Origin of the sequence: Sphingobium sp. WCS2017Hpa-17, from assembly GCF_031843765.1 — a bacterium.
Classification (GTDB): Bacteria; Pseudomonadota; Alphaproteobacteria; order Sphingomonadales; family Sphingomonadaceae; genus Sphingobium.
In genome coordinates, this window is the sequence record NZ_JAVTIV010000005.1 from 139,747 (window position 1) to 156,708 (window position 16,962).

Annotated in this window: 19 protein-coding genes; 10 read left to right on the forward strand and 9 right to left on the reverse strand. The window is 64.4% G+C overall.

Translation table 11 applies throughout. From position 1 onward, the window contains the following. Positions 1-7: 7 nt before the first annotated feature. The 5 genes from RQH62_RS10570 to coxB all read right to left on the reverse strand — a co-directional run bounded on the left by RQH62_RS10570 (position 8) and on the right by coxB (position 4,514). A complete protein-coding gene (locus RQH62_RS10570; RefSeq protein WP_311268716.1) occupies positions 8-577 on the reverse strand; it encodes a cytochrome c oxidase assembly protein in 570 nt (189 codons plus the stop codon). Continuing rightward, positions 577-705 carry a hypothetical protein gene (locus tag RQH62_RS10575; RefSeq protein ID WP_269462514.1) on the reverse strand — a complete coding sequence of 43 codons (129 nt, stop codon included), beginning with the start codon at positions 703-705 and terminating at the stop codon, positions 577-579. Before RQH62_RS10575 ends, RQH62_RS10570 begins: the two co-directional genes overlap by 1 nt. After that, positions 702-1,634 carry a heme o synthase gene (locus RQH62_RS10580; protein WP_311268717.1) on the reverse strand — a complete coding sequence of 311 codons (933 nt, stop codon included), beginning with the start codon at positions 1,632-1,634 and terminating at the stop codon, positions 702-704. The genes RQH62_RS10575 and RQH62_RS10580 overlap by 4 nt, the downstream gene beginning before the upstream one ends. 133 nt (positions 1,635-1,767) lie before the next feature. Continuing rightward, positions 1,768-3,468 carry a cytochrome c oxidase subunit I gene (ctaD, locus tag RQH62_RS10585; RefSeq protein ID WP_311268718.1) on the reverse strand — a complete coding sequence of 567 codons (1,701 nt, stop codon included), beginning with the start codon at positions 3,466-3,468 and terminating at the stop codon, positions 1,768-1,770. 17 nt (positions 3,469-3,485) lie between these two features. Beyond that, the gene (gene coxB, locus RQH62_RS10590; protein ID WP_311268719.1) at positions 3,486-4,514 is read right to left on the reverse strand and encodes a cytochrome c oxidase subunit II; all 1,029 of its coding nucleotides are present in this window, start codon (positions 4,512-4,514) and stop codon (positions 3,486-3,488) included. 290 nt (positions 4,515-4,804) lie between these two features. Between coxB and pyrE the strand changes: the two genes are divergently transcribed. The 6 genes from pyrE to RQH62_RS10620 all read left to right on the forward strand — a co-directional run bounded on the left by pyrE (position 4,805) and on the right by RQH62_RS10620 (position 9,315). After that, positions 4,805-5,386: an orotate phosphoribosyltransferase gene (gene pyrE / locus RQH62_RS10595; RefSeq protein ID WP_311268720.1), complete on the forward strand. Its 582-nt coding sequence runs from the start codon at positions 4,805-4,807 to the stop codon at positions 5,384-5,386. A gap of 5 nt (positions 5,387-5,391) precedes the next feature. Continuing rightward, entirely contained in the window at positions 5,392-6,120 is a 729-nt protein-coding gene (locus RQH62_RS10600; RefSeq protein ID WP_311268721.1) for a pyridoxine 5'-phosphate synthase, read from the forward strand. Positions 6,121-6,370: 250 nt separating this feature from the next. After that, positions 6,371-6,772, forward strand: a complete 402-nt coding sequence (gene acpS, locus RQH62_RS10605) for a holo-ACP synthase (protein WP_093086118.1) — start codon at positions 6,371-6,373, stop codon at positions 6,770-6,772. Between the two features lie 29 nt (positions 6,773-6,801). Beyond that, entirely contained in the window at positions 6,802-7,680 is an 879-nt protein-coding gene (gene lepB / locus RQH62_RS10610) for a signal peptidase I (protein ID WP_405053539.1), read from the forward strand. Between the two features lie 21 nt (positions 7,681-7,701). Beyond that, on the forward strand, positions 7,702-8,796 hold the full coding sequence (locus tag RQH62_RS10615) for an AI-2E family transporter (RefSeq protein WP_311268722.1): 1,095 nt from the start codon (positions 7,702-7,704) through the stop codon (positions 8,794-8,796). Between the two features lie 186 nt (positions 8,797-8,982). Continuing rightward, the gene (locus RQH62_RS10620) at positions 8,983-9,315 is read left to right on the forward strand and encodes a hypothetical protein (RefSeq protein ID WP_311268723.1); all 333 of its coding nucleotides are present in this window, start codon (positions 8,983-8,985) and stop codon (positions 9,313-9,315) included. 74 nt (positions 9,316-9,389) lie between these two features. Here the strand turns inward: RQH62_RS10620 and RQH62_RS10625 are convergent, their stop codons facing one another. Then, positions 9,390-9,965 carry an FKBP-type peptidyl-prolyl cis-trans isomerase gene (locus RQH62_RS10625; RefSeq protein WP_311268724.1) on the reverse strand — a complete coding sequence of 192 codons (576 nt, stop codon included), beginning with the start codon at positions 9,963-9,965 and terminating at the stop codon, positions 9,390-9,392. A gap of 77 nt (positions 9,966-10,042) precedes the next feature. After that, positions 10,043-10,249, reverse strand: coding sequence for a 30S ribosomal protein S21 (gene rpsU, locus RQH62_RS10630; protein ID WP_056686590.1), 207 nt, complete (start codon positions 10,247-10,249; stop codon positions 10,043-10,045). Between the two features lie 225 nt (positions 10,250-10,474). Here rpsU and RQH62_RS10635 point away from each other — a divergent pair, with 225 nt between their 5' ends. Further along, on the forward strand, positions 10,475-11,233 hold the full coding sequence (locus RQH62_RS10635; RefSeq protein WP_311268725.1) for a class II aldolase/adducin family protein: 759 nt from the start codon (positions 10,475-10,477) through the stop codon (positions 11,231-11,233). A 13-nt stretch (positions 11,234-11,246) separates the two neighbouring features. Here the strand turns inward: RQH62_RS10635 and RQH62_RS10640 are convergent, their stop codons facing one another. Further along, positions 11,247-12,179 carry a toll/interleukin-1 receptor domain-containing protein gene (locus RQH62_RS10640; RefSeq protein WP_311268726.1) on the reverse strand — a complete coding sequence of 311 codons (933 nt, stop codon included), beginning with the start codon at positions 12,177-12,179 and terminating at the stop codon, positions 11,247-11,249. Here RQH62_RS10640 and RQH62_RS10645 point away from each other — a divergent pair. Continuing rightward, positions 12,178-12,837, forward strand: coding sequence for a hypothetical protein (locus RQH62_RS10645; RefSeq protein ID WP_311268727.1), 660 nt, complete (start codon positions 12,178-12,180; stop codon positions 12,835-12,837). The two genes, RQH62_RS10640 and RQH62_RS10645, sit on opposite strands and share 2 nt — an antisense overlap. 24 nt (positions 12,838-12,861) lie before the next feature. On the opposite strand, the gene RQH62_RS10650 is transcribed toward RQH62_RS10645, so the two are convergent. After that, positions 12,862-14,490 carry a caspase family protein gene (locus RQH62_RS10650; RefSeq protein ID WP_311268728.1) on the reverse strand — a complete coding sequence of 543 codons (1,629 nt, stop codon included), beginning with the start codon at positions 14,488-14,490 and terminating at the stop codon, positions 12,862-12,864. A gap of 328 nt (positions 14,491-14,818) precedes the next feature. Between RQH62_RS10650 and RQH62_RS10655 the strand changes: the two genes are divergently transcribed. Both RQH62_RS10655 and RQH62_RS10660 read left to right on the forward strand, forming a co-directional pair. Then, positions 14,819-15,277: a hypothetical protein gene (locus RQH62_RS10655; RefSeq protein ID WP_311268729.1), complete on the forward strand. Its 459-nt coding sequence runs from the start codon at positions 14,819-14,821 to the stop codon at positions 15,275-15,277. Next, a complete protein-coding gene (locus RQH62_RS10660; protein WP_311268730.1) occupies positions 15,274-16,902 on the forward strand; it encodes an SUMF1/EgtB/PvdO family nonheme iron enzyme in 1,629 nt (542 codons plus the stop codon). The genes RQH62_RS10655 and RQH62_RS10660 overlap by 4 nt, the downstream gene beginning before the upstream one ends. Positions 16,903-16,962 lie beyond the last annotated feature (60 nt).

Here is a 16,962-nt window from a genome sequence, read left to right on the forward strand (position 1 = left end):
TCCAGCTTTAGCTTGGCTTCCCGCCCTGCTCAACAGGGTAGAAGGTGTAGCTCAAGGTAATTTGCTGGGTGTCCTTGTTGTCGGGATCCTGCAAAATCTTCGGATCGACATAATAAAGCACCGGCATGCGGACCTCTTCACCGGGCTTGAGCGTCTGCTGGGTGAAGCAGAAACACTGGATCTTGGTGAAATAGGCGCCGGCCTGAGTCGGGGTCACGTTGAAGCTGGCGGTGCCGGTCACTGGCTTGTCCGACATATTCTTCGCGATGAAGATCGCCATGTCCTTGCGCCCGATCGTGACGGTATCCGTGCGATGTTCCGGGTAGAATTGCCAGGGCATGCCGGGCTGGACGTTGGAATCGAAGCGGATCGACATGGTATGGCCGGTGGCCACTGGTACGTTAGTCGATGCCTCGGCGCGCTGCGTCGTGCCACCGAAACCGGTCTGCTCGCAGAAGATACGGTAGAGCGGGACAGACGCGAAGCCTAAACCAAACATCCCAAGCGCGACCAGCGACACCTTTATCATCGTGCGGCGGTTACGACTTTTGGGATCTTTGGGATCTGGCTGCGCCATCAGTTGCCGCCCATCTTGGCGATGGTGATGCCGTAGAAGAGCAGGACGAGCGCGCCGAGCAGTAGGCCCATCACCAGCGCGCGCGACTTTTGCCGGGCGCGGATGCGGTCATTTTCCTCGGGCGTCATGCGAGCAGCCAGCGGTCGACGACCACTGCCCCGAACAGGAGGAAGAGATAGAGGATCGAATATTTGAACAACCGCTTTTCCGGGGCCATGCGGGCCGGATCGCTTTCGCGCCGGCGATAGACCTGGAAGGCGAAGACCGCGAAGAGCGCGGTGCCGAGCAGTGCGGCCGTACCATAGACGATTCCGGTCAGTTGCAGCAGCACTGGTGCCATCGCGGCGATCGCCATGATCGCGGTATAGCCCCAGATTTGGCGACGGGTCACGACTTCGCCTGACACCACGGGCAGCATCGGGATGCCGGCGGCGGCATAATCGGTCTTCACGAACAGCGCGAGCGCCCAGAAATGGGGTGGTGTCCAGAAGAAGATCAGCATGAAGAGCGCTACGGGAAGCGCGCTGATGTCGCCCGTCACCGCCGCCCAGCCGATCACCGGCGGGAAGGCCCCGGCCGCGCCGCCGATGACGATATTCTGCGCCGTGCGGGGCTTCAGCCAGATGGTATAGACGAGGACATAGAAGAGGATCGAGACGGCCAGTACGGCGGCGGCGAGCCAGTTGGTCGCCAGCCCCAGCAGGACCACCGAAAAGAAGGAGAGGCCGACGCCGAAATGCAGCGCCGATTGCCGGTCCATCCGGCCGGCGGGCAGCGGGCGGTTGGCGGTGCGCTTCATCTTTGCGTCGACATCCGCCTCATACCATTGATTGAGCGCGGCGGCCGCCCCGGCACCGATGGCGATGCAGAGAATCGCGGTGAAGGCGAGGATGGGGTGAATATGTCCCGGCGCGGCGAGCAGTCCGCACAGGCCCGTAAACACGACCAGAGTCATGACTCTGGGCTTGGTCAGCGCGACGAAATCGCGCCAATGGGCAGGCAGCATGGGGCTGTCGGTAGGGGCTTGCGCCCCGGTGGCGAACGGCGAACTGGCCATAATCTCCTCGTGGGTTCAGCCCGGCGCCTTTACACGGCCGGGCTGATCCGGGCAACGGGCTCGCCTGTGGGCAGATTGTCCGCCCCGGCACCCTTGGGGCGCCCCGGCAAACCGGAGCGCCCATTGGCAGCGATTAATGATGTGCCGTGTCGTCGATCACCGGCAGGGTTTCGAACTGGTGGAAAGGCGGCGGACTGGACAGCGTCCATTCCAGCGTGGTGGCGCCTTCGCCCCAGGGATTGCCTTCCGCCTTCTTCCCTGCGGCCAGCGACCAGATCAGGTTGATGAAGAAGATGCCCATGCCGGCGGCCATGATTTCATAGCCATGGGTCGCAACCGAGTTCCACTTTTCAAAGGCAGCCGGATAGTCCGGATAGCGACGCGGCATGCCCGACAGCCCCAGGAAATGCATCGGGAAGAACAACAGGTTCACGCCAGCGAAGAACACCCAGAAATGCAGGTGGCCGAGGAACTCGTTGTACATCTTGCCCGACATTTTCGGGAACCAGTAATAGAAGCCGGCGAACAGGCCGAACACCGCGCCCAGCGAGAGGACGTAGTGGAAATGCGCCACGACATAATAGGTGTCGTGCAGCACGTCGTCGACGCCGCCATTGGCCAGCACGACGCCGGTCACGCCACCCACGGTGAAGAGGAAGATGAAGCCCAGCGCCCAGACCATCGGCGTCTTGAAGCTGATCGACCCGCCCCAGATGGTCGCGATCCACGAGAAGATCTTGATGCCCGTGGGAACGGCGATGACCATCGTCGCGGCGGTGAAATACATCTTCACATTCACCGACATGCCGGTGGTGAACATGTGGTGCGCCCACACGACGAAGCCGACCACGCCGATCGCGACCATGGCGTATGCCATGCCGAGATAGCCGAACACCGGCTTGCGGCTGAAGGTCGAGATGATCTGGCTGACGATGCCGAAGCCCGGCAGGATCATGATGTAGACTTCGGGGTGGCCGAAGAACCAGAAGAGATGCTGGTAGAGTTCGGGGTCGCCACCGCCGGCGGCATCGTAGAAGGTAGTGCCGAAATTGCGGTCGGTCAGCAGCATGGTGATTGCGGCGGCCAGGACCGGGAGGGCCAGCAGCAGCAGGAAGGCCGTGACCAGCACCGACCAGACGAACAGCGGCATTTTATGCAGGGTCATGCCCGGTGCGCGCATGTTCAAAATGGTGGTGATGAAGTTGATCGCGCCCAGAATGGAGCTGGCGCCCGCGATGTGCAGAGACAGAATCGCCATATCGACGGCGGGACCGGCCGATCCGCTGGTCGAGAGCGGCGCATAGACGGTCCAGCCCGTGCCCGCGCCATAGCCGGTGCCGCCGGGCACGAAGGCCGATCCGAGCAGCAGGGCGAAGGCGGGGATGAGCAGCCAGAAGCTGACATTGTTCATGCGCGGGAAGGCCATGTCCGGCGCGCCGATCATGATCGGCACGAACCAGTTGCCGAAACCACCGATCATGGCGGGCATGACCATGAAGAAGACCATGATCAGGCCGTGCGCGGTGATCAGCGCGTTCCACAGATGATAGGCCTGATCCAGCGAGGCCGGCTCGACGCCCAGCAGGCTGTGCTGCATGTTCGCCCAGGTCTGAAGATACTGGATGCCCGGATGGGCCAGTTCGGCGCGCATCAGGCCGGAAATGGCCCCGCCGATGATGCCCGCGATGATCGCGAAGATCAGGTAGAGGGTGCCGATATCCTTGTGGTTCGTGGACATGAACCAGCGCTGGAAGAAGGCTGGCTTATGGTCGGCATCGTGATGATCGTGATCATGGGCATGATCGCCGTGATGATCTGCGGTGATGGTGGTCATGGCGTTCCTACCCCTGATCAGATTTTCGCGTCGGCGGCGGGCGCGGCGTCAGCCGTCTTCTCCGCATTTGCCGGTGCCGAGGCGGTCGCAGCCGCAGGTGCGGCCGCTCCGGCGGGCTTGCCGCCCTGCGAGAGCACCCACTGGTCGAACTGTTCGGGCGGCAGCGCCTCGATCGCGATCGGCATGAAGCCGTGGCGGGCGCCGCACAGTTCCGAACATTGGCCATAATAGACGCCCGGCTTGTCAATGGTGAAGCTCTTCTCGTTCAGACGGCCCGGCACGGCATCCATCTTCACCCAGAGCGAGGGCACGGCGAAGGCGTGGATCACGTCAGCGCCGGTGATGATCAGCTTGATCGGGCGACCGGCGGGCAGGACCAGACGATTGTCGGGCGCGAGCAGATAGGGCTCGCCATTTTCCTTCGCCTTGTCTTCCGGCAGCATGTTCGAAACGAATTCCGGAATGCCGTTGTCGGGATATTCATAGCCCCAATACCATTGATAGCCGGTCACCTTGACGACGACGGCGTCCTTGGGCGCGGGCTTATACTGGTCTGCGAGCAGGCCGATCGACGGGACCGCGATGACCAGCAGGATCACGACCGGCACGACGGTCCAGATCACTTCGATCAGCGTGTTGTGCGAGGTCTTCGACGGCACCGGATTGGCGCTGCGGCGGAAGCGGACCATCACATAGAGCATCAGGATCAGGACGAAGACCGAGATGATGGTGATGAGCGGCAGCAACATCACGTCATGCAGCCAGCGCGCGGTGTGGCCGGTCGAAGTGAATTGTTCCTGAAGGGTGATTTCGCCGGGCTTTGGCATGCCGATGCCTTCGGTCGGCTTCATCCGGGGCGGTGCTGCGACAGTGGCGGCGGGTGCGGCCTCCGTAGCATTGGCGACCGATTCGGCCGGTGCGGCGGCATTTTCCGTAGCTGGTGCGGCAGCGACGGTATTGTCCTGCGCAAGTGCATATCCGCCCATCGCGAGCGAAGGCGCTAAGGCCAACAACCCGGTTAGAACGAGCGATTTCACCTTTTTCATAGCGTCTTCTACCCCGTAACCCCTTGGCGCCGCTGCAACGAAGACGCGCATGTCATGCGCTCATAGTCCTCGCCCGTTTCGGTTCTGCCGCGGCTTATAGGCATGGTTTTCCCCTGCCTCAAGCATGACGGAGCAGATTTTCTTCGCTGTTGCAACGCTTCCCTTGGCCGCCTATTCGGCAGGCTCCGCGCACAGGGGCGCGATCATGGCGTGCCAGCGCGCGCGCCATGCGAGGAAAAGACCGACCGGACCGCAGGGCACCGGGTCGCACGACATGGATTTAGGACGGCATGACAGACGAGGAAGTATTGGCGGAATTCCGGGCAGCGGGGGCGCTGCTCGAAGGACATTTCATCCTGTCGTCGGGCCGTCGCAGCGCCAATTACCTGCAATGCGCCCGCGTGCTGATGAACGCCGAACGCGCCGGCAAGCTGGCCCGCGCCACCGTGCAGCAGTTGCCGCGCGAATTGCGGCAGGAGATCGACCTGGTCGTGTCGCCGGCCATGGGGGGCCTCATCATCGGCCATGAAGTCGGCCGCGCGCTCGACAAGGACGCGGTGTTTCTGGAGCGGCCCGAAGGCACGTTCGAACTGCGTCGCGGTTTCGCGATCACGCCGGGGCAGAAGGTGCTGATGGTCGAGGACGTGGTCACCACCGGCCTGTCGTCGCGACAGGCGATCGAAGCGGTCGAGGCGGAAGGCGGCATCGTCGTCGCCGAAGTCGCGCTGGTCGACCGGTCGGCCGGCGAAGTGGATCTGGGCGTCCCCTTCTACCCGCTCGTCTCCATCAATTTCCCGGTCTATGACGCCGATGCCATCCCGCCGGAACTGGCGGCGGTGCCGGCGATCAAGCCCGGCAGCCGGAAGCAGTAAGACAGATGACCACCCCCTTGCGCCTTGGCGTCAATATCGACCATGTGGCGACCATCCGCAACGCGCGGGGGGGCGAGCATCCCGATCCGGTCAAGGCCGCGCTGCTGGCGGTGAAGGCCGGAGCGGATGGCATCACGGCGCATCTGCGCGAGGATCGCCGCCATATCCGCGATGAAGATATCGCGATGCTGATGGCGGCGCTGGACGTGCCGCTCAATCTGGAGATGGCGGCGACGGACGAGATGCTGGCCATCGCGCTGCGCCACAAGCCGCATGCCGCCTGCATCGTGCCGGAAAAGCGCGAGGAACGCACGACCGAGGGTGGCCTCGACGCGGCGGGACATCTGGACACGCTGATGCCGATCGTCGGGCAACTGAATGATGCGGGGATTCGCGTCAGCCTGTTCATCGAGGCGGATGCCGCGCAGATCGACGCGGCGATCAGGCTGGGCGCACCGGTGGTGGAATTCCATACCGGGGCCTATGCGCATCTGACCGGCGAAGCGCGCGCGACCGAGTTGCGCCGGATCGCCGACGCCGCCGCGCTGGCGGCCAAGAACGGGATCGAGCCGCATGCCGGCCACGGCCTGACCTTCGACAATGTCGCGCCGATCGCGGCGATCCCGCAGATTGCCGAACTCAATATCGGCCATTTCCTGATCGGCGAGGCGATCTTCGGCGGGCTGGAAGGCGCGATCCGCGAAATGCGGCGGCAGATGGATCTGGCGCGGTGAGCAAACGAGCCGACTTTGTTCGTAGGCAACAACGATCGGCATCTCGGTTCTTCAAAACCGTCCCATTTTTTGTGGCGGTTATTTTCGGCCTGAATATCTGGGACGATGTATCTGAAAATCGGCCATTCGATTGGTCGAATGTCATAGATCCTTTGTGGATCGCCCTCTTTTGCGGGCTAGTATATCTGCTTTGCCAGCTTATTTTCAAACTCGTATTGGCAACCATTCCGCAAGAGGACGAAACCCGGAAGTGATCATCGGCCTCGGTTCCGACCTCTGCAATATCGAGCGCATCCAGAATTCGCTCGATCGCTTTGGTGAGCGGTTCGTGCAACGCGTCTTTACGCCGGTGGAGCAGGCCAAGGCGGAGCGCCGGCCCTTCACTAAGGCCGGCACGCTGGCCAAGCGCTTCGCGGCCAAGGAGGCTTTTTCCAAAGCCGTCGGCACCGGCTTCAAGGCCGGGGTGTTCATGAAGGATATCGGCGTCGTCAACGCGCCATCGGGCGCGCCGACGCTGGCGCTGACCGGCGGGGCGCTCAAGCGGCTGGAATCCATGGTACCGGCGGGGCATAAACCGGTCATTCACCTGACGCTCACCGACGATCATCCATGGGCGCAAGCCTTCGTCATCATCGAAGCGCTCCCCCTGTGAGCGATACTCCCCCAAGCGAAAGCCAGCCCGTGACGGCCATCGACCTGCCAGAAGACCAGCCCGCTCCCGACATGCCGCAGGAGGGCAAGGCCCCGGCGGTCAACTGGCTGCACGAGTTGAAAAGCATCGTCCTGTTGATTCTGGCGGTGCTGGCCTTCCACAGTTTCGTCGCCAAGCCCTTCTACATCCCCAGCGAATCAATGATGCCGGTGCTGCTGACCGGCGACCGGCTGGTGGTGAGCAAATTCCCCTATGGCTGGTCCTATGTCTCGCCCAGCTTCCACCCGCTGCCCTTCCTGAAGGGGCGTGTACTGGGGCGGCTGCCGGAACGGGGCGATATCGTCATCGTATCCCCCCAGAACCGGCGCGAGGATTATATCAAGCGGGTGATCGGCCTGCCCGGCGACATCATCGAAGTGCGCGGTGGGCAGGTGATTCTGAACGGCGTGGCGGTGAAGCAGAAGATGCTCAAGCCCATGCGGCTGGCCGTCGACGGTAACGCCCCCTGCCCGCCGCTGCAATTCCCCGGCGCGCTGGTGACGGACAAGAATGGCAAGGAATATTGCGAACTGCCGGTGCGGCAGGAAATCCTGCCCAATGGCAAGACCTACATCACGATCGACATGGGGCCGAGCGCGCTCGACTGGTATGGGCCGGTGCGGGTGCAGCCCGACCATGTCTTCCTGATGGGTGACAATCGCGACAACAGCGCGGACAGTCGCGCCCCGCTGGAGGAAAATGGCCTGGGCGGGCCGGTGCCGTTCGAGGCGATCGGTGGCCGGGCGGAGTTCATCACCTTCAGTCTGGACGGCGATTCGACCTGGAATCCGATGACCTGGCTGCATGCCTTTCGCAGCGGCCGGGCCGGGAACAGCCTGCGGCCAAAGAGCGTTACAGTCCCGGAATAATCGCAGAAGGGGCACCGGGTTTTGAGCGACGCGCACGAGCATCATGTCGAATTGCCCGGCCCCAGCGAAGCCCGCAGCCCGTTAGTCAGCCATGAATTGAAGCGGGCCGGCGTCTGGTTCGCGCTGGCCATCGCGGTGGCGCTGGTCGTGCTGCTGGCGCAGCCGCTGATGCTGATCATGGGCGCATTGGTGCTGGCGACGATGATGGATGGCGGCACGCGATTGCTGGGCCGCATCCTGCCGATCTCGCGTGGATGGCGGTTGACCATCGTGCTGCTCGGCGCGGTCGCCTTCATGGCCTATACTTTCTACCTGACCGGATCGAGCCTGGCGGCGCAGGCGCAGGCGATGCGCGGCATTGTGGAGGGACAGGTCGCCCGCATCGGCGGCTGGATGCAGCAACTGGGCATTTCCACCACGCCGGATGACCTGAAAAGCCTGGCCAGTCAGGCGATGAGCAGCATGGGCCGGGTGACGGCGGCGGTCGGCACGGCGGTCGGCGCGATTACCAGCGGCGTCATGATGCTGGTGCTGGCGATCTTCATCGCGGTGGAACCGAAGCTCTATGAGCGCGGCGTCGCCTGGATGCTGCCGATGGAGAAGCGCGCGCATTTCTACGCCATCGCCGACAAGATGGGCTGGACGCTGCGCCGGCTGATGTTCGGGCGGCTGATCGGCATGGCGGTGGAGGGCGTAGGCACATGGCTGCTGCTATGGGCCGGCGGCGTGCCGATGGCGGGGTTGCTGGGCATATTGACCGGCCTGTTCGCCTTCCTGCCCAATATCGGGTCGATCATATCGGGCGCGCTCATCATCATCGTCGGCTTTTCCGGAGGTACGGATACCGGCCTCTATGCCTTTGGCGTCTATATGGCGGTGCAGATCGTCGACGGTTATCTGATCGTGCCGATGGTGGCCAAACGCGCCACCGATCTGGCCCCAGCGCTGGTGCTGGGCGCGCAGATATTGTTCGGCGCGCTGTTCGGCATCATGGGACTGTTCCTGGCCGATCCGATCGTGGCGATGATCAAGGTCTATCTGGAGGAACGGTCCAAGGCGCTGGCCGGAAAGAAGGGGCTGATTCAGACCGGTACTGGTGGAGCGAAGGACGCTTAACTTCGCGCATTTCCCGTTCGTTCCGACATGTTCGAACCGAAGTTGGACATTTTCTGTCGCACCGCGATCGGTAGCCTTCCTTATAGCTATTTGCCCGCCTGTAGGACAGGATGGGGGAACCACAGCGGCAGGCCGGTCATTGGTCTAGTAACAGGTTCAAAGACCGGCGCTGGAGAGGAAATGACGATGACCATGCCATTGGACAAACAGAAGAAGCTGCATTTCGACCTGACCAATGTCGGGATGCGCGCGCAGGCGACCGCCGTCGGGTTGTTACAGCTCTGTCTGGAACTGCGCCGCGCGGGTGTGCTGGATGACGGCGCGGTCGAGCGGATCAAGGGCGCGATCGCCTGCGACATCGAAGTATCCGCGCCGCGCTCCGTCGCCACGGCCGAATATCGGCGCGACATCAAGGTCCGGCTCGACAAGCTGTTCAGCGGGGAAGAGAAGATCGGCAGCGCCGATGCGCTGGCTTTCGGCACCATGGGTGACGATTCGGTCTGTCAGGGGCATGCCTGACTCAAGGCCCGATTCGGGCATGAAAAAAGGGGCCGCGAAACGGCCCCTTCTTCACGCGAAGATGCTTGCCCGGCTCAGTGACCAGCGGGCGGTACGGCGCCCTGCGGCATCCCACCCTGCTGCTGCTGCATCTGCTGCTGGAGCTGCATCAGTTCCGCCTTCGACTTATAGTCGTGCAGCGTGACGTCGAACACCAGCACCGAACCGGCCGGGATCGGGCCGGCGGCCTGATCGCCATAGCCAAGCTGCGGCGGAATCCACAGGCGGTACTTGCCGCCCTTCTTCATCTTTTGCAGGCCTTCCGAGAAGCCGGGCACGACGCCGTCGATCGGCATCGGCGCCTGCGGATTCTCGTCGAACACCGTGCCGTCGAGCAGCGTGCCCTTATAACCCACCAGCGCCACGTCGGCGGTGGTCGGGCTGGCGCCGGTGCCTTCCGAAAGAACCTTATACTGAAGGCCTGATTCGGTGGTCACGACGCCGTCGGCATGGCTGTTCTGCGTCAGAAACGCGGCCGGCGAAGGCTCGACGCCCTGCTGCCCCGCCCATGCGAGGCCGCCTGCGGCCAGCGCAACGGCGGCGACGCCGATCCAGAGACGCGTGAGCGACCCCTTGGCGATAGGACGAAGGGGAACGGCCGTCGTGGACATGGGCGTTAGCTCGCAATTATGGGCAGGAAAGCAGCTTCAAGAGAGCGGGGCGGCGTATGAACCGCCCCGAACGGCGCTTACTTCGCGCCGTCGCGCTCGGCGCGCTTGCGCTCCATCTTGCGCGCGCGGCGAACCGCAGCAGCCTTTTCACGGGCGCGCTTTTCCGACGGCTTTTCGTAGTGGCGACGCAGCTTCATTTCGCGATACACGCCTTCACGCTGCAGCTTCTTCTTGAGCGCGCGAAGAGCCTGGTCGACATTGTTGTCGCGAACGATGATCTGCATAAGTCCGTCAATCTCCAATCGAAAACGGGCGGTTCGCCGGGACTTGTCTGTCCATCCCGACGGGCCGACCGAATAGCAAAGCCAGTGAGTCGTCGCGGGTCACCCCACGCCATGTGGGCGGCGCCCTACCAGCAGGCCCATGCAAATTCAACCCCAAAGGGCCAAAACTCGACATTCCGAACGGCCAGAGCGATAGTGGTGCGATAAAGATACAGGAGGATGCCCATGGCCACCGCTGCCAAACGCCCAGACATGTCCGCCGCCGAATGGGAGGCGCGCCAGCAACTCGCCGCCTGCTACCGCATCTTCGACCATATGGGCTGGTCGGAACTGATCTACAACCACATCACCCTGCGCGTACCGGGCGAAGACGGCGCTTTTCTGATCAATCCTTTCGGCCTGGGCTATGATGAGGTGACGGCGTCGAACCTGGTGAAGATCGACATTGACGGGCATGTGCTGGATGGCAGCCCCTACCCCGTCAATCGCGCCGGCTTCACCCAGCATAGCGTATTCCATCGGCATTTATCCGACGCCCATTGCATCATCCATACCCATACGACGGCGGGCATGGCGGTCAGCGCCTGCGCCGAAGGACTGCGGCCGATCAGTTTCTACGCTGCGGCCTTCATCGGCCGAATCGCCTATCATGATTTTGAGGGCGTCACGATTCGGCCGGAGGAGGGCGAGCGGTTGATCGCCAATCTGGGCGCGCGGCGGGTGATGCTGCTGCGCAACCATGGGACTTTGGTGATGGCCGGTAGTCTGCCCGAGGCCTTCCTTACCCACTGGCTGCTGCAACGCGCCTGCGAGATTCAGGTGGCGGCCGGCGCGGCGGGCACGCCGGTCGATATTCCGGCCGAAGTGATCGCCGTGCATCAGCGCGACCTGAGCGCGGTGCAATTGCCGGTCGGGCCGGGCGTGCCGGATTTCCAGACGATGCTGCGGCGAATCGACCGGATCGACCCAAGCTGGCGGGATTGAAAGCAGGCGGCGGTCAGGGCCGGGGGCAGTTTTCACCCTCGACCGCGAGCCGCCGCACCTCCTGCGCCGCGACCTGCGCCAGCCAGGCGCGCCGTTCCGCCTTGTCGGCATTCTCCTCCGCCAGCTTGCGCGCGGCCTGCGCCGCGTTGCGCTGCTGCACAGCCATGCGGGCATAGGAGAAGGCCGCGATCGACAGGCCCGACAGGGTGACGATGAGCAGGAAGGCGACAGCCGAGAGGGCTGCGGCGATTCGCCGGCTGCGGCGCTGGTCACGACGATAGAGCGCCGCATAGGGCGCGCCGAGCAGCCCGGCGATCAGCTTCAGCTTGACGATATTGCGTTCATTTTTTTGCAGGTCGGGCGCGAGCGGTTCGAGTGGTTGGCTGCGATCCAGTTCGCCCGCCGCGTCGAGCGCGAACAGCAGGGGCGCGGGAAAACAAGCCTGCCCCCCGTCACCGGGGACGCCGGCAGCGATCAGCGCGAAGACCGGCGCATCCGGATTCAGGCGCTTGAAGGAGCGGATTTCCTGATCGACCCAATGCGATCGGGCGGCATTGGGCGAGCATATGACGATGAGCGCATCGGACCGGGCCAGCGCAGCTTGCAGCTTTGGCCCCAATTCAGCCGCGCCGGCCAGTTCATCCTCGTCCCGAAAGATCGGGCGCAGCCGCGCCGGGATCGGCCCGCGATCGCCCTGCGTCCCGACCAGCGATTTGGGCACGCGGTAATTTTCGATTGCCCGGTGTAGCCAGCGGGCCACTTTCATGTCGGCATGGCTGTAGCTGATGAAGGCGGCATAGCGGCCATTGCCCGCGCCGCCGACGAGCGCCGAAAGCTGTTTATGGGCATAGCCGGCCAGTTCCGCACCGCCCGCAAGCACTGGCTTTCCGACCGCCGCGGCAGTATCCACAGGGGCGGAGAAAATCTTACCGAGGGGGTTGGACATGGTGCGCGGATTCCTGATCGCGGGAGCGATGATGGCCATGAGCGGCCCGGTGGCAGCGCAGGAGCAGGTGCCCGCCCCCACGCCTGTCTCGACAGCGCCGCCCGCCGCGCCGGCCGATCCCTTCGCGCAGGCGATCGCCGCGCGGCAGGTGGCCGACTTCGCCCGGCGTGAGCGCGATCCCTATGCGATGCTGACCGCCGCGCGGATGCTGCAACAAGTGCCGATCAGCGAGGAAAAGGCGCAGGGCGATGCGCCCTTCTCGCCCGAAGCGCTGTTCACCGAGGCCAAGGCGCTGGCGCGCGACGACCAGAATGTGCTGTTGCAAATCCGCATGGCGCAATCGTCCGGGCGCGGCGTGGTCGCCTCCGCCTTCGGCAAGGGGCTGGTGCGGCGGGTGCTGGATGTCGATCCGCGCAACGCCTATCGCTTCACCGTCACCGCCAAGGGGGGAGAGCCGCTGCGCATCGGCGCGATCGGTGACATCGGCACCAATATGTATATCCGCCTGCTCGATACGTCGGGCAAGCAGATCTGCCTGGACGACAATAAGGATTATGCCCCGGTCTGCGCGGTCACGCCGCGCGCGTCGGGGCAATATCGCGTCGACATCGGCAATCGCAGCACCGCCAGAAGCCGGACCGTGGTCCTGAGCAATTAGGCACGCGGGCGGCGACATGGCGGGTCAGTTGCCGGTATAGAGTTCGCCGATCGACAGGCTGGCCTGCCCTCCGGCTTTTATCAGCAGCGCGCGAATCGGTTCAATCAGCCGGGCGGCGGCGCGCTGATTCTCCACTGTCCGTAGCAGCAGGCGGAAATCCTGTGGCGGCTGCGGCGTGACCAGCGCGACGACATGATCGGCGCCGAAGGGCGGAATGACCTGGCTTTCGAGGACGGGGAGCGACTGGCCGGCGGCCAGCGCGCCATCGCCGTCCGAGGCGGCGACGGGGAAAAGCCGCTGGATCGTACCATCCGAGGCGATGTTGAACACGGTCGCGTAACGCGGACCGGGCGCGACGTCCTGCGTCTGGGCCAGCGCCAGCGTCACCGGCGCGCCGGACGGATAGCGCGCGCCATTGTCGAGCGGACCGACCATCAGCCGGGCGCTGCGTTCCGACAGGAGCGGGCGCAGCGCCTCCAGCGCCCCCCATGCGTCGATCACGCCGCGCACCTGCGCCGGCGTCTTCACATTCTGCGCGACGATATCGCCGGTCCGCCGCAACATCGCCTGCGCACGCGCGTCCCAGACGAAGTCGGCGCCCTGCCCGTCGGTCAGGATGCGCCAGGGATGATCGCCGCTGACGCTGGCACGCGCCTTGAGGTCCGCGACATAGAGGCCGGGCAAGGGCGGCGGCGCGGGGGGCGCTGGCGGCGGCGGCGCGGTGGCGAACAGGCCCTGCCGCTCCCGCCCCGGCGGGATGACGATATTGCTTTCCTGCCGCTGGCCGCTGAGCACCCGCACCTGCACATTGAGATAGGCGCCGAGTTCGCCGATCGAGAGCGTGCCGTCGCCATCCTGATCGGCGGCCATGCCCTTGCCGTCGGGGCGGGAGGTGGTGACGCCCTGCTCGAACGACCAGGTGAGGAAGCCGCGAGTCGGCGCGCCCTCCACCGGCAGCGCATTTTCCCACGCAATCTGGTCATCGCGCGCGGCGGCGATGTAGAAGAGGTTGGGCAGATCGTCGCGGGTGGCGCTGGCCCCCGCCCCATCACCGGTCGCCAGTACCGAGGCGAAGCGCGGCGCGGGCCGGGCGCCCAGTTCGACATTGCGGGCGCCCAGCGTGAGGCGCGGCGTCATGCCCATGGCGCGCGGATCGACCGAGCGATGCAGCGTGCCCGAATGGCAGGTGTCGGCCATCATCAGCACCTGCACGCCGCGCGGCACGTACAGGGACAGCCATGTGTAAAAATCCTTGTCGACGATGAAGCGTTCGGCATCCTTCACATCGGGATCGAAGCCCGGCAGTGGCAGGAACTGGTCGGTATCGCCGTCGCGCGTTCCCTTAACCGCCGCCTCCGCCAGCGCGCCATGGCCGGTATAATAGAGGAATATCCAGTCGCCCGGCTTCGACCGCAGGCCCAGCGCATGCAGAGCGGTTTCCACGGTCGTGCGGCTGACGCCGTCATTGCGCAGGACCGTGACGTCGCTGGCCCCCTGCCCCCGGATCAGCGTCTCCATCGCCGCCAGATCATTTTCCGGCCCGACCAGATCCATGATAAGACTGGATTTAAATTGCCATGCCCCGACCAGCAGCGCGCGCGTCTCGGCATGGGCATAACCCGGATGGGTTATTAGTGTGACAAATCCGGCCAATATTGTTGCCCAGAATCCACGTCGCCCCACCGACATTAGGAATCCCCCGCGCTTTTTTGTTGCCTTGAAACCCCTACACTCATAATCATGGATAAGTAATCGGGGCAATAACTATATCATGACTCGGAGCGGGCATATGACCGTGTTGCGTTGCACTATAGGCATTGCTTCGCTTCTATTTTTTTCCGGAAGCGTAACGAACGGCCTGGCGCAGGATGTGACCGTTCCACCGTCGGATCAGGCACCGGCAAGCGGCGCGACGGGCCGTGGCGTACGAATTTTGCCGCCGGAACAGCCGGACTCCAAAGTCGTTGCAAATGAGCAACAAGTGCAACAGCCGCCCGCCCATGCGGTCGCGCCTGCACCGGCGGCCGATCCGGGCAAGCAGGCGGCGGCGCTCCCTGTCCTCAAAAGCTGCGACCGGCCGGTGACAAAACCGGCCCTCCGCTTCGGCGACGGCGCCGGCTTCGATCATGCGCTCAAGGGCAAGCTGCGGCGCAGCCGGACCGTGGTGGTCGACATGGATACGCCCTATGCGGCGGATCATGAGGCGCCGCTGCCGCTCGGCGCATGGCTGAACGAGGTCAAGCAGAGCGGCGGCACCGTCAGCGTCGCGCCCTATTGTCAGAAGGGGCGCGGCTTTGGCGGCTTCTTCGCCAAGCTGTTCGGCGGCGGCCCGGCCGAACCCTATAAGGCCGCGCGCCGCTATGATGCCGTGCTGCATGTCGACGCCGTCGATCAGGTCGTGACCCAGGTCGAGTTCGCGCCGCGCAAGGCCGCGCGATGACACCCGTTCTGCCGGGGGGTAGGCGCGACCGGCTCCGCGCGCTGGCGGTTCTGCTCGGAACGCTGATGCTGACGCTGGCGGGGCCGGTGCGCGCAGCAGAGGAACCACGGCTGGCGCTGGTGATCGTCAACGGCGCTTACCAGTCGTTCGACAGACTGGGTTCCACTTATAGCGATGGCGACAAGATCGCGACCGCGCTCAATGCGACCGGTTTCATCGATGCCAGCGGCACCGGGCCGGTGCAGGTGCGCCGCGACCTGACCCGCGAAGCCATGAGTCAGGCCATCGCCGATTTCCGCGCGAAGCTGACCGCCGCCGGGCCCAAGGCGTTCGGCACGCTCTATTTTTCCGGCCATGGCGCGGCCCTGGGCAGCTATGGCGACGTCATGCTGCTGCCGGTCGATGCCGGCCGCGACCTGACACCCGAAAGCGCGACGATGACGCGCGCGGCGCTGACCCACAATCTGCTGGGATCGGGCGCGAAGACGGTGCTGATCGTGCTGGACATGTGCCGTAACGTGCTGCCCGCGCCGCCGCCCTCCCTGACCCAGATGATCGCCGCCGAAACCGGGACGGAGGCCAGCGCGGTGGGCGAACTGGCTGGCAGCAAGGGGCTGCGCCGCATGGTACGCGCGCCCGCCGCCGCGATCCGGCCGGATCAGGGCTATCTGGTCGCCTTTTCCACCAGCGCCGATCAGGTTGCGTTCGACGATGGCATTTTTTCCCGGATATTGGCCGAGGAAATTCGCCGGCCGCAGCAGAATATCGCCGATGCGCTGAAGCGCGTGTCGGACCGCGTCGCTTTGTCATCTGCCAAGAATTTCCAGAAACCGACCTTCGACTATGGGCTTCAGGGTGCGCCACCCTGCTTCATCAGTTGCGACCGGGCGGCGAGTGATCGTTTCTACGATTGCGCCAGCTGCCCGTGGATGCGCGCGATTCCGGCCGGGATCACGCCGTTTGGATCGCCGCCCTCCGAACCGGGGCGTAGCGGCGACGAGATGTCGCAGGCCGATGTGAAGATCGACCGGCCCTTCGCGATCGGCGTCTATGAAGTGACGATTGCCGAATGGAATGGCTGCGTGCGCGACAATGCCTGCCCGAAGCTGGGCAACTGGTCGAAGGAAAATCCCAATCCGCTGATCCCGGCGAGCGACATCAGCTATGAGGATGCGCAGGCCTTCCTCGCCTGGCTGACGGTCCAGTCGGGCCGCGCCTATCGCCTGCCGAGCGAGCAGGAATGGGAATATGCCAGCCGCGCCGGTGCGCCCACGGCCTTTCCCTGGGGCGACGATATCGGCCCGTCCATGGCCAATTATGATCATACCGCCCGCTATCATGGCTCAGAAACCGCGCCCTATCGCGGTTATCCTGAGGCGGTGAACAGCTATCCCGCCAATGCCTTCGGCCTCAATCAGATGCAGGGCAATATGTGGGAATGGACGGCGGGCTGCACCGATACGAGCTGCAAGGGGCGAATCATGCGGGGCGGGTCGTTCGAGAGCGCGCCCGATGCGCTGCGATCGGCCAACCGCTTTACCGTACCGCCGGGCAAGCGCCGGCAGGATGCAGGATTGCGCGTGGTGCGCGATCTGGATCAGGACGAAATCGGGGGATCGTCCTGATCCGGGGTTGAATGAGGGTTTGCACCGGCAGGTGGGACTGCCGGCGCATGATGAGGGGTA

Excerpts from the sequence above, each read along its gene's own strand:
- RQH62_RS10570 (WP_311268716.1), bottom strand. The coding sequence starts at position 577 with ATGGCGCAGCCAGATCCCAAAGATCCCAAAAGTCGTAACCGCCGCACG.
- RQH62_RS10575 (WP_269462514.1), bottom strand. The coding sequence starts at position 705 with ATGACGCCCGAGGAAAATGACCGCATCCGCGCCCGGCAAAAGTCGCGC.
- RQH62_RS10580 (WP_311268717.1), bottom strand. The coding sequence starts at position 1,634 with ATGGCCAGTTCGCCGTTCGCCACCGGGGCGCAAGCCCCTACCGACAGC.
- ctaD (WP_311268718.1), bottom strand. The coding sequence starts at position 3,468 with ATGACCACCATCACCGCAGATCATCACGGCGATCATGCCCATGATCAC.
- coxB (WP_311268719.1), bottom strand. The coding sequence starts at position 4,514 with ATGAAAAAGGTGAAATCGCTCGTTCTAACCGGGTTGTTGGCCTTAGCG.
- pyrE (WP_311268720.1), top strand. The coding sequence starts at position 4,805 with ATGACAGACGAGGAAGTATTGGCGGAATTCCGGGCAGCGGGGGCGCTG.
- RQH62_RS10600 (WP_311268721.1), top strand. The coding sequence starts at position 5,392 with ATGACCACCCCCTTGCGCCTTGGCGTCAATATCGACCATGTGGCGACC.
- RQH62_RS10620 (WP_311268723.1), top strand. The coding sequence starts at position 8,983 with ATGACCATGCCATTGGACAAACAGAAGAAGCTGCATTTCGACCTGACC.
- RQH62_RS10625 (WP_311268724.1), bottom strand. The coding sequence starts at position 9,965 with ATGTCCACGACGGCCGTTCCCCTTCGTCCTATCGCCAAGGGGTCGCTC.
- rpsU (WP_056686590.1), bottom strand. The coding sequence starts at position 10,249 with ATGCAGATCATCGTTCGCGACAACAATGTCGACCAGGCTCTTCGCGCG.
- RQH62_RS10635 (WP_311268725.1), top strand. The coding sequence starts at position 10,475 with ATGGCCACCGCTGCCAAACGCCCAGACATGTCCGCCGCCGAATGGGAG.
- RQH62_RS10645 (WP_311268727.1), top strand. The coding sequence starts at position 12,178 with ATGGTGCGCGGATTCCTGATCGCGGGAGCGATGATGGCCATGAGCGGC.
- RQH62_RS10640 (WP_311268726.1), bottom strand. The coding sequence starts at position 12,179 with ATGTCCAACCCCCTCGGTAAGATTTTCTCCGCCCCTGTGGATACTGCC.
- RQH62_RS10660 (WP_311268730.1), top strand. The coding sequence starts at position 15,274 with ATGACACCCGTTCTGCCGGGGGGTAGGCGCGACCGGCTCCGCGCGCTG.